General features: G+C 50.9%; 9 protein-coding genes. 8 read left to right on the top strand and 1 reads right to left on the bottom strand.

The annotated features are described in order from the left end of the window. Nucleotides 1-168 precede the first annotated feature (168 nt). The 7 genes from L4C36_RS17750 to L4C36_RS17720 all read left to right on the top strand — a co-directional run bounded on the left by L4C36_RS17750 (nt 169) and on the right by L4C36_RS17720 (nt 8,205). Nucleotides 169-1,239: a permease gene (locus L4C36_RS17750; protein WP_428479138.1), complete on the top strand. Its 1,071-nt coding sequence runs from the start codon at nt 169-171 to the stop codon at nt 1,237-1,239. 556 nt (nt 1,240-1,795) lie between these two features. After that, nucleotides 1,796-2,929, top strand: a complete 1,134-nt coding sequence (locus tag L4C36_RS17745) for a sugar ABC transporter substrate-binding protein (protein WP_428479137.1) — start codon at nt 1,796-1,798, stop codon at nt 2,927-2,929. A gap of 109 nt (nt 2,930-3,038) precedes the next feature. Continuing rightward, nucleotides 3,039-4,337, top strand: a complete 1,299-nt coding sequence (locus L4C36_RS17740) for an ABC transporter permease subunit (protein ID WP_428479136.1) — start codon at nt 3,039-3,041, stop codon at nt 4,335-4,337. Next, nucleotides 4,337-5,254 carry a sugar ABC transporter permease gene (locus L4C36_RS17735; RefSeq protein WP_428479135.1) on the top strand — a complete coding sequence of 306 codons (918 nt, stop codon included), beginning with the start codon at nt 4,337-4,339 and terminating at the stop codon, nt 5,252-5,254. Before L4C36_RS17740 ends, L4C36_RS17735 begins: the two co-directional genes overlap by 1 nt. After that, the gene (locus L4C36_RS17730; protein ID WP_428479134.1) at nt 5,254-6,390 is read left to right on the top strand and encodes an ABC transporter ATP-binding protein; all 1,137 of its coding nucleotides are present in this window, start codon (nt 5,254-5,256) and stop codon (nt 6,388-6,390) included. The genes L4C36_RS17735 and L4C36_RS17730 overlap by 1 nt, the downstream gene beginning before the upstream one ends. A gap of 107 nt (nt 6,391-6,497) precedes the next feature. Continuing rightward, on the top strand, nt 6,498-7,121 hold the full coding sequence (locus tag L4C36_RS17725; protein WP_428479133.1) for a hypothetical protein: 624 nt from the start codon (nt 6,498-6,500) through the stop codon (nt 7,119-7,121). Between the two features lie 163 nt (nt 7,122-7,284). After that, on the top strand, nt 7,285-8,205 hold the full coding sequence (locus L4C36_RS17720) for a LysR family transcriptional regulator (protein WP_428479132.1): 921 nt from the start codon (nt 7,285-7,287) through the stop codon (nt 8,203-8,205). Between the two features lie 176 nt (nt 8,206-8,381). On the opposite strand, the gene L4C36_RS17715 is transcribed toward L4C36_RS17720, so the two are convergent. Beyond that, on the bottom strand, nt 8,382-9,629 hold the full coding sequence (locus tag L4C36_RS17715; RefSeq protein ID WP_428479131.1) for a right-handed parallel beta-helix repeat-containing protein: 1,248 nt from the start codon (nt 9,627-9,629) through the stop codon (nt 8,382-8,384). A gap of 318 nt (nt 9,630-9,947) precedes the next feature. Here L4C36_RS17715 and murQ point away from each other — a divergent pair, with 318 nt between their 5' ends. After that, complete coding sequence (murQ, locus tag L4C36_RS17710) at nt 9,948-10,850, top strand: N-acetylmuramic acid 6-phosphate etherase (protein ID WP_428479130.1); 903 nt, start codon at nt 9,948-9,950, stop codon at nt 10,848-10,850. Nucleotides 10,851-10,928: the final 78 nt, after the last annotated feature.

Here is a 10,928-nt window from a genome sequence, read left to right as displayed (position 1 = left end):
ACCCTGCATCCCCCCTCTTTTTCATAAAAAATTTAGTCTAAAAATCATAACGATAATTACGAACCTGTAATTATTTCGATTTTTATCGAAATAATTAATTGACGCAGGCCTCTCCCACCCTTATATTTCGACATATATCGAAATAAACCTCCTGTGAAGGTAAATACTATGAGTCCTGAAATCGTCACAATGATCAAAGAGGCAGCAGACATGTTCCTGTTTCTGGCTGCCGAATTAACCGTTCTGTTTCTGGTTGTTAGCTACCTTGTCGGTGTACTACAAGAGTTTCTGACACCAGAAAAAATTCAATCTATTTTGAGTTCGCGTAAAGGCAAAGGCTACTTCGTTGCAGCACTGCTTGGCTCCATCACCCCATTTTGTTCATGCTCAACCATTCCTTTTTTAAAGGGCTTACTGCGAGCACGTGCTGGCTTTGGCCCGATGATGGTGTTTTTGTTTGCCAGCCCACTGCTTAACCCAGTGATCATTGGTCTCTTTGTGGTGACCTTTGGTTGGAAAGTCGCGGTGTTCTACTTCCTGATTGCCATGATCGTATCAGTGGTCGCAGGCTTTGTGCTGGAGAAACTGGGCTTTGAACGCTACGTGCGCCCTGAAGCGTATGAAATGGCCGATGCCGATTCAAGCTGTGGCACTTCATGCCGTACTGATGAAGCCAAACCCGCCGCCGCCACAACATCATGCTGTAGCAGTGCTGCGAAACCGGCACCTGTAACAACTAGCTGTTGTGATTCAACGCCAGCTGTTGCAGTAAACAGCTGTGGTGAAGCGGTATGTGAAGAGACAAGTGCACCAGCCATCAAAGCAGACAGCCGTTGGGTGCGCATTTGGCGTGCAACGTGGAAAGACTTTAAACAAGTACTGCCGTACTTGCTGCTGGGTATCTTTATTGGTTCGTTCATCTACGGTTTCATTCCAACCGATTTGATCGCGAAATACGCCGGTGAAGGTAAATGGTATGCGATTCCAGTCGCTGCGATTATTGGTATTCCCCTGTACATCCGTGCTGAAGCGGTGATCCCATTGAGTGCCGCACTGGTACAGAAAGGCATGGCGTTAGGTTCAGTGATGGCACTGATCATCGGTAGTGCTGGCGCCAGTTTGACCGAAGTGATTTTGCTTAAATCGATCTTCAAAAACCAAATGATTGCCGCGTTCCTGTTCGTGATTTTGAGCATGGCTATCGGTGCTGGTTACCTTTACACCGTGTTGTTCGGCTAACGAAATCCCGCATCAAAACGCGAAGACGCGATACACCAACGCCCTGTCCCGCCTCATACGAGCGCGAGCCGGGGCGTTTTTATTCAAGTCATTAGCGACTATCCGTAATGGAAATGGGGTATCCATCGGCAACCGTTTTACAGTGTAAACTTTCCTTCATCCCCTCTCTGTTACACCGCTTTCCTACATTCGCCAATACATGCATATGGCAGCACGACCATGAACGGGAAAGAAGTGACTTTTTCCGCATGATCCCTACCAAAATTATTTGCTATTACGCTCACGTTTTTGCATTTCTCTCTGGCCCGTATTCCTCCTCATATCATTGCAGTAGATAACATTTATCTATGTGATATGGCTTTTTTCTATGGCTTACCCCTGTTTTTTGCATTTCACCCTATATCAGCGACCTTCTATGATGAGCACATAAAGCGTTCTGCTCGGTGTGTTTCAAGATCCGTTTTCAACCACCCACCGCGCATAACTCACATTGCAGGGATGCCTCCTTAGGAGTGCAGCACCAGAAAACATACTTCGCCCTATCAGGAGAAATACAATGATTAAAAAGTTATCGCTTGCCGTATCCACCGCCTTACTTTTCGCCAATCCAGCCATGGCGGCTGACAACATTGTGGTGGGTGTTGAAAAACAATACGTCACGTATTTCACTGAGCTTGCGGAGCAGTTCAACAAAAACCACGATGTAAAAGTGGAAGTGACTGCCACCAGCATGTTTGATCTGATGTCTGCCCTGCCTACGCAGAAAGGCAACATCGCTGACTTGTTCATGATCCCGAACGACCGTATCGGTGAGCTGGCAGACCAGTACCTGATCGCCCCAACCAACGTGACCATCAACGGTTACACGGCGGCGGCAACGGAAGCGTCTAAATACAACGACGAAACCTACATGGTGCCAATGTCTACCGATACCACGCTGTTCCTGTACAACAAGAAGATGATGAATGCGGCACCGAAAACACTGAAAGAACTGCCACCGTCTGACTGGGCGGCAAAATTCACGGACTTCTACTTCACCGGTGGTCTGTTCATGACCAACGGCGGTTACATCTTTAAAGACAACAACCCTGAAAACATCGGTCTAAGCAACGCAGGCTCTATCAAAGCAGCGAAAGCGGCACAAAGCCTGTATGACAGCGGCGTAAGCCACTGGACACTGATGCAAGACGACACCGTGGCCTTCGACATCATGATGAAGTACTTCACCGAAGGAAAAGTGAAAGCCATCATCAACGGCCCATGGACCATCGCTGATATTGAAAAAGCCGGTATCGATGTAGGCGCTGCGCCAATCCCAAGCTGGGACGGCAGCCACCCATACAAAGCCCTGACTGGCACCAAAGGGATGGCAATCAACGGTTACAGTGATCAGAAAGAAACCGCACAAGCATTCCTTGCTTACCTAGCGACACCTGAGCACGCACAGAAGTGGTACAGCATGACGCGTGAAGTGTCTCCAAGCCTGTCTGTGAACTACGCCGAAGGTTCTCTGCACAAAGCGATTTTCGACGCGACCAACATCGGTCAGCCAATGCCAAACATTCCTGAATTCATGAAGGTATGGGGCCCAATGAAGACCGCGCTGGCACAAATTGCCCAAGGTCAAGATGCACAAGCGGTACTGGATGCCGCCGTCGACACGATTCAGTTCGATATCGAAGACATGTAAGGCTCGTTACAGTCCTTACTCTTACCGCACGGTGTCTGATGTTCTCAGGCACCGTGTCGGTGCATCCCCCTTAACATCGTTACGCATGTCGTCATACAGTAGGTAATACATGAGTCAACAATTGGTTTTCTGGCTCTCAATAGTGATACCGGGCAGTGGTCATCTACTACTTCGCCGGACACGAGAAGCAATTTTCGGTCTCTCACTCTTCGCGTTAGAGATTTTGGTGTACTTTCAATTCATTCTGCCTAATTTCCGCTTACTGGCGGTCGAACAACCCCGTGGCAAACTCACCATCGGTGCAGAACGTTTTGTCGATGATTCCTTCCTGATCATGGTTGGCTCCACCATCGGTGCCATGATGATTCTGGTCTTTTTGGCCCTGCACTATGCCTTTGCCCGTGATGCCAAAGACGTGAAGCGTCAAATCGACCTCAACGGCTACGCCATCACCTTTACCGAAAAGGTCCGTGGCCTGTCCCATGAAATCGTGCCCAACCTGATCACCGCGCCGAAGTTCATTCTGCTGTTTATCTTCGCCCTGTTGCCGGCGATTGTGTCGATCGTGGTCGCCTTTACCAACTACAAACGTCCGGTCTTGCCACCGGCTTTCTTGATCGAATGGAAAGGCCTGAGCAACTTTGAGCGCCTGTTCACCAACGAACGTACCGCCGCCGCATTTCAGGAAACCCTGACTTGGACACTGACGTGGACCTTCTGTGCCTCTGCCCTAACCATCGTGTTGGGGACGTTGCTGGCGGTTGTGGCCAACAACAAGCTGATCCGCGGTAAAAAATTCTTCCGTACCGTATACATTCTGCCTTGGGCCGTGCCTGCTTTCTTGACCATTTTGGTCTTCCAGCTGTTCTTCTCGAAAGTCGGCGGCATGAACACCATGGTGATCCCGTTCTTCACGGGCAACGAATACGACATTAGCACTGCGGTGGGTTTCTTCCTCAACGCTGACTACGCCAAAATCACCATCATTCTGATTCAGGCATGGCTCGGCTTCCCGTACGTGTTCATTCTGGTTACTGGCGTGTTGCAAACCATCCCGGACGATCTCTATGAGGCGAGCAGCATGGATGGCGGCAGTGCATGGACGAACTTCTTTGATATCACCTTGCCGCTGATTTTGATCAGTGTCGCGCCGGTCTTCATCACCCAGTTCACCTTCAACTTCAATAACGTCACCATCATGTACATGCTAGGCGAAGCCACCGTGCAAACAGTCGGGTCGATTTACAAACCGCTCGATACCATCTCGTCACTGGGCTTCCGTTTGATGATGGATGCGAAATACAACGAAGCGGCGGTGTACACCTTGATCACCAGTACCGTGGTCGGTGCCGTGGTGCTGTACTCGTGGCTGAAAGCGGGTGCCTTCAAGAATGAGGAAGTGATGTAATGGAAAAGACAATCACCCTAAACAGTCCGGCGAAGGCGGCCAGCCCGCTGAATCGCCACATGATCACCAAACACTTGGGCTTAGCGTGCAGCTATGCGTTTTTGATTGGCATGGCGATTGTGATTATTTACCCGCTCTTAGTTACCTTGATGAGCGCGTTTAATGTCAGCAATTCGCTGTACTCGACCTCCTTTTTTCCGGAGAAATTCAGCCTGACTGAAAACTTCGTGCACCTGTTTACGGATACCCCGTACATCAGCTGGTACCGCAACACCTTCTTGGTGTCGTTGATCACCATGGTGCTGTCAACGGCGATTGTGACCGTGTCGGGCTTTGTGTATTCCCGCTATCGTTACCAGTCGCGTAAAAGTGCATTGATGTCGCTGTTGATCATCCAAATCATTCCGTCAGGCAGTGGCTTAATCGCCTTGTATGCGATTGCGAGCTCATTGGGGATCTACAGCTCAGAGCACGCCACGCTGTATACCTATATCTTCATGATTCTGATCTACACCACCGGTGGGATCACCATGAATACCATTTTGATGAAAGGCTATTACGATTCCATCCCACGTGCGTTGGATGAATCCGCCAAGATTGACGGCGCGACCCAAATGCAGATCTTCACCGAGATTTTGCTGCCCTTGGTGAAGCCAATGATCATGGTCATTGCCATCTTCTGTTTCCTTGGACCTATCGGCGACATCATCATGCCGAAGTTCCTGATCGCCAGCATGAGTGCCGAAGCCAAAACCTTGGCTGTAGGCCTGATGGGGCTAATCAACAACATCAAAGAATCCAACTACAACGTGTTTGCGGCCGGTGCCGTGCTGGCGGCTATCCCGCCGGTTGTCGTGTTCTATAAATTTCAAGATTACATCGTGGGCGGTTTGACGTCTGGTGGAGTAAAAGGCTAATGAGCAAGATTTCCCTAAGAAATATCAATAAAAAATACCCAAATTCAGACACCTGCTCTGTGCGTGACTTCAACCTCGATATCGAAGAGGGCGAGTTCATTGTGCTTGTCGGCCCATCTGGCTGTGGTAAATCCACCACCCTGCGTATGATTGCGGGCTTGGAAGACATCACCGAAGGGGAGTTTTTGATTGATGGCAACCTGGTGAACAACGTGAGCTCGAAAGATCGCGACATTGCCATGGTGTTCCAGAGCTATGCCCTGTACCCGCACATGTCGGTACGTGACAACGTGGGTTACGGCCTGAAGCTGCGCCACTTCCCTACCGCTGACATTAACGAACGCGTGGATAACATTGCCAAAGACTTGTTCCTGACCGAATACCTTGAGCGTAAGCCGAAGGAACTGTCAGGCGGCCAGCGTCAGCGTGTGGCTCTGGGTCGCGCCATGGTGCGTACCCCGAAACTGTACCTGATGGATGAGCCGCTGAGTAACTTGGATGCCAAGCTGCGTGCCACCACCCGTACTGAAATTTCGCGCATGCACCGCGAAAAAGGCGCGATCACCATTTACGTGACCCACGATCAGGTAGAAGCCATGACCATGGCCGACCGTATCGTGCTGATGTCGATGGGTGAAATTCAGCAGGTTGGTTCACCGAAAGAGCTGTTCACCAATCCAAAGAACTGCTTCGTGGCGACCTTCATGGGCATGCCATCGATGAACCTGATCAAAGGCCAGTACGAAGGCGGTCAGTTTACTTGTGAAAGTTTCACCATTGCGGTCAGCGAGAGCGATCGCGCGATTCTGGATAACGCCGGTTACAACGGAAAATCCCTGCTGCTGGGTGCCCGTGCCAACGCGATCCGCTCTGGCAAGAAGTACGAGCAAGCGTTCCCAGATTGCTGTTTTGAAACCACCGTGATGAACTCGGAATACTTGGGTGACTGCGTGAACGTGTTCTTCAATGCCGCGCCCATGAACCTGTTTATTGGGACACTGGGCAGCGGTGAGCCGGATGTGACCATCGATGACAAAATCACTCTGGTCATCGACAACACCCAGCTGCACTTCTTTGATGCCGACAGCGAAGAGTCCATCAAATACGCGGCGAAACACGCGGCACTGTCAGCGTAATCACGGCATCACCAATCCGTAGTAAGCAACATCCGTGCGGTGAGGTGGCCAGTTTCGGCCTCTTCACCGCCGGCTTTCATCCCTTCCCCCATTCAAGGAACACCCGCATGATTTTCCGTGGACAACTTCAACGCATTCATGACTACATGTTTCACATTGCGGTCGCGGTCGTCATCTTCATCGCAGGCTTCATTATTGCCTACAGCAACCTGCCAAAACCGCAGTTTGACTACACCACCTTTACCACCCAGCAGCCGCAATTCCAGCAGTGCCTCAACAATGCCGCGCTGCAACAACGCGCCCAACAGTTTGAGCAAAGCTATACCACGCTGCCGCTAACAGAGATTCAGGCCAATTTTAAAGCCCTCACAGATCAAGTACCGGAAAACTGTGGGGCGTACCATGTCGAAAGCAGCTATGAACAATTGCAGGCCATGGCCACCCCGGTACTGACGGCGGCACAGCAATACTATGGCGAACAAAACGTGAAAGCCGTCAATGCGGTCTACACCCAGCCCTCGCAATACCGTGCCTTACTGGGTGAGCCTCAGCCATACTTGTTCTTTATTTCTGACAGTACCCAAACGCGCATCGCGGCGTTCAAAGCCACGCCCACACCAGACAGTGTCGATGTGATGCCCTTGTGGGATCATGCCCATAGCCAAGACTTGGCGTACACCCAAGGGGAAGTGCAAAAGCTTTTGTTAGTTTTTAATGAAGTCAAAAGTTAACGAAATCAAAAGTTAATTCAACATCCGTAAGTCCTTGGATAAATTGATCTACGGTAAGTCATGGGTAAATAGATGAGGTTCTGGTAAATCGGGCGATAACAGGGGGTAGTATTGTTTTTCTCCGCCCCCTAAAATGGCGTTTTCTTCTCGACAGATCCTCGCTATGTTCAAGTTAATGCTTCAATTTATTCAGGTGGCTAAAACAGAGAATGTCACCCAAGCGGCCAACCAGTTGTGCTTAAGCCAACCGACGTTGAGCCATAACATGCATAAATTGGAGGAGAAGCTGGGCACCAAGCTGTTCAATCGCAACTCGAAGGGGATCACCCTGACCTCCAGTGGCGAACTGCTCTACGAACAAGCCAAAATGATGCAGCATTTGTATGAAAATACCCTGCACAAGCTGGAGAAACACAAGTTACGCCATCAAACCGAATTAAAAATTGGTTGTGGGGATGCCTGGTGGCATTTGTTCGTGCGCGATTGTGTCAGTGACTTCCGCCACGCCTACCCGCACAGCAATATCACCATTGATGTGGGCGATCACTTACAGCTGATGAACCTTCTGCTCAGCGATGAAATCAGTATTTTTGTCGGCCACGAGATCTTAGGCTTAGCCCAATCCGAAGACATCTTGTTCCACCCCCTGTTCAGCAGCCAAGAAGACGTGTTTGTACGCCAAGGCCACCCGCTATTAGGGGTCAATTGCAGCAATGAAGATATTGCCCGCTTCCCGTCCGTTGACTTGGGGGCCAGCAAAAGCCGCTTTGCCCATTTGGTGCAGCAGCAAAACGAAAAACTCACCACCTTCCAGAAGCGCCACTACCTGCAAGAGAAAGTGAAATACCACACTAACTCTCTCATGACGGCTATTGATTTGCTGCAGACCAGTGATGCCATCTTGCCGTATCCTGCCAGCATGAAAGCCTATTTTGCCCGTTTCGATTTAGTGCCCTTGCAGATGCAAGAATGCTTCAGTACCGCCACCATCGGCGCGTATCTGCACAAAGACAGCCAGCAAAACACCGAAAGCAGTGAGCTATTGGCGCAGTTTAAAGTGCTGTGCAGTCAGTTGGAATGGTAAGGCGAGTTGGCGAGTTGGCGAGTTGGCGAGTTGGCGAGTTGGCGAGTTGGCGAGTTGGCGAGTAAAAATATCAGGTAGCGTCTGGGATACCCTACAAAAAGCACATAAAAAACACCGAGCGGATTCATTCGCTCGGCGTTTTTCGTTCGGAGTCTATTTATCCTGCTCAGACGGGATTAAATACCGATATTAGGCAACTCCGGGAAAGGCCCTAAGCCAAAGCTGCTGCGATCCGGATACAAGGTGTTATTCGCCTTGATGTTATACAAGTCCTGATCATTGAACTTACTACCCACAAAGTCGTTACCCGTAATGTTAACGCTGATGCCAGCCGAATCCGAAGGCAGCCCCAGTAACACATTACCGTTCTGACGCTCCATCAACACGGTGTTGTTTTGTAACTGCACCGATTGTGTCACACCGCTTTTCATGCCTTCCAAACCAAAGCCGATCAACTGATAGTTCGAGGTGTTCGGCCCTTGCTCCAACACACTGTCGCGAATAATCAAGGTGCCGCCATTAGGCACATCCACCAAACGGCTGTCGACACTCGACAAAGAAGCAATCTCACTGTACTCAATCAAGGTATACGGTGCGCGTGATTTGATCTCATGGCCCTGATCTTTCGAGCTGTAGAACTTGCTGTATCGAATTTCTAGCGCGTCGTTATTGCTGTACACCGCGTGGGCTAAACCGCCCTTGCCTAAACGCTCAAAACGGCTGTATTCGATCGTCAATTTCCCCGAACCGCCAGACGATAAAATCCCCTGCTCACTGTCGTGGAAATACACATGGCTCAAGGTCAAATCTTTGCCTTGTTGACGCACGCAAGCGCCGTTTCTGTCCGGCACGCTCACACCACTGCACTCAATACCTTCCAGCGTCACATCATCGCCTTCCACCACAATCGCAGCCTTACCTTGAATCGCCACACCAGAAAAATGGGTGCCTTCGCTGCCTTGTACAGTCACACTGTCAGGGGTGATCAGCAGGCCTTGCTTATACGTACCGGTACCGATCACCACCAAGCTGCTTGGCTGAATCGCCGCTTGCGCCGAGGCCATGTCTTTGTACAGGGTGCCATCGACCGAAATCATCCCTTCAGGTACGTCTACGTCAGGATCGGGCGTCGGGACATCCGGGTTACCGGGATCAACCGGTGGCAACGTTTCATCAGGGTCCGTCGGTGGGATCACGGGCAATTCAGGATCGACAGGCGGCGTCACAATACCGCCATTGCTTCCCCCCTGATCAGGTGTCGTCGGCGTGCTATCACCGCCGCCAGAACCGCCACAAGCCGCTAAACTCAGGGTTAACAGTAACCAACTCCAGCGCCAGTTCCCCCCCAAACGTGAACGCGAGTGATCCTGTTCGGACGCCAAATCTGACGCTGCCTGTGGTGTGTGTTGTGCTTGCTTGTTCATTATATAATTATGTTATTGTGGCTAAGAAGGGCGCCGATCATCGCCAACGTTTCCCCTTCCGTTGTCAGTGTTTTGTCAGAGCCATGCGCGCATTTTATCACCAGTGATGACCCACCAGAGAAAACCACGTTTGATCAGGGATCTAGCACACAGCCTTAACCCGTCATCACGCCTAAAAACACTGACTCTTCACCCTAAAAATACAAACAGCACGATGGTTGTTTTTCCAACAACTTGCCGCGCAAGGCAACTAAACTCCTCTCACCCGCTCCCCCAGCAATGCTATGATAGCCGCCTCTCTTCGCATCAGGATCTGCCATGAAAATCGACTTAACCCAGATGGTCACGGAAAGCCGTAATCCCGCCAGTGAACACATCGATACCCTGCCGACCTTAGCCATGCTGCAGGTGATCAATAATGAAGATAAAAAAGTGGCCGAGGCGGTCGAGCAAACCCTGCCCGCCATCGCAGAAACGGTCGATACTATCGCGGCAGCTTTTCGTCAAAGGGGACGATTAATTTACACCGGCGCAGGAACGTCAGGTCGCTTGGGCATTTTGGACGCCAGTGAGTGCCCACCCACCTTTGGCTCCTCGCCCGATCAAGTAGTGGGATTGATCGCCGGTGGCCAGCAAGCCATTTTCCGCGCAGTCGAAAACGCGGAAGATAATCGCGAGCAAGGCGCACGCGATTTGGAAGCCATCAATTTTTCAGACAAGGATGTATTGGTCGGCATTGCGGCCAGTGGCCGCACCCCGTATGTGTTAGGGGCGATGGCTTATGCTCAGTCACTGGGGGCCACCGTGGCGTGTATTAGCTGTAACCCAAACAGCCCAATGGCACAGGCGGCAGACATTGCCATTACGCCAGTAGTGGGGCCCGAAGTGGTCACGGGGTCATCTCGCTTAAAAGCCGGTACAGCGCAGAAATTGGTGCTGAATATGCTGACCACCGGTGCGATGATCCGCATTGGCAAAGTGTATGGCAACCTGATGGTCGATGTGGAAGCCACCAACGCCAAGCTGGTAGAACGCCAAAAGAATATCGTGATGGCCGCCACGGATTGCCGCCGAGAAGAAGCAGAAGCGGCGTTACTCGCCTGTCAGGGCCACTGTAAAACCGCCATTGTGATGGTATTGACGGGTGTGGATGTAGTGCAAGCCCGCACGCTGCTAAGCGAACACCACGGCATGACTCGCGAGGCAATTGCTCAGCGCTGAGTCTGGCCTTCATTCTCAATAAGCAGGCAGAAAAAAGCCCAGCAGACAGGCTGGGCAAAATATACATATACAGATGTC

This window comes from Photobacterium japonica (assembly GCF_050337005.1).
Lineage (GTDB): Bacteria > Pseudomonadota > Gammaproteobacteria > Enterobacterales > Vibrionaceae > Photobacterium > Photobacterium japonica.
The sequence above is the reverse complement of the archived record's forward strand: the minus strand, read 5'-3'. Positions and strand labels throughout refer to the sequence as shown.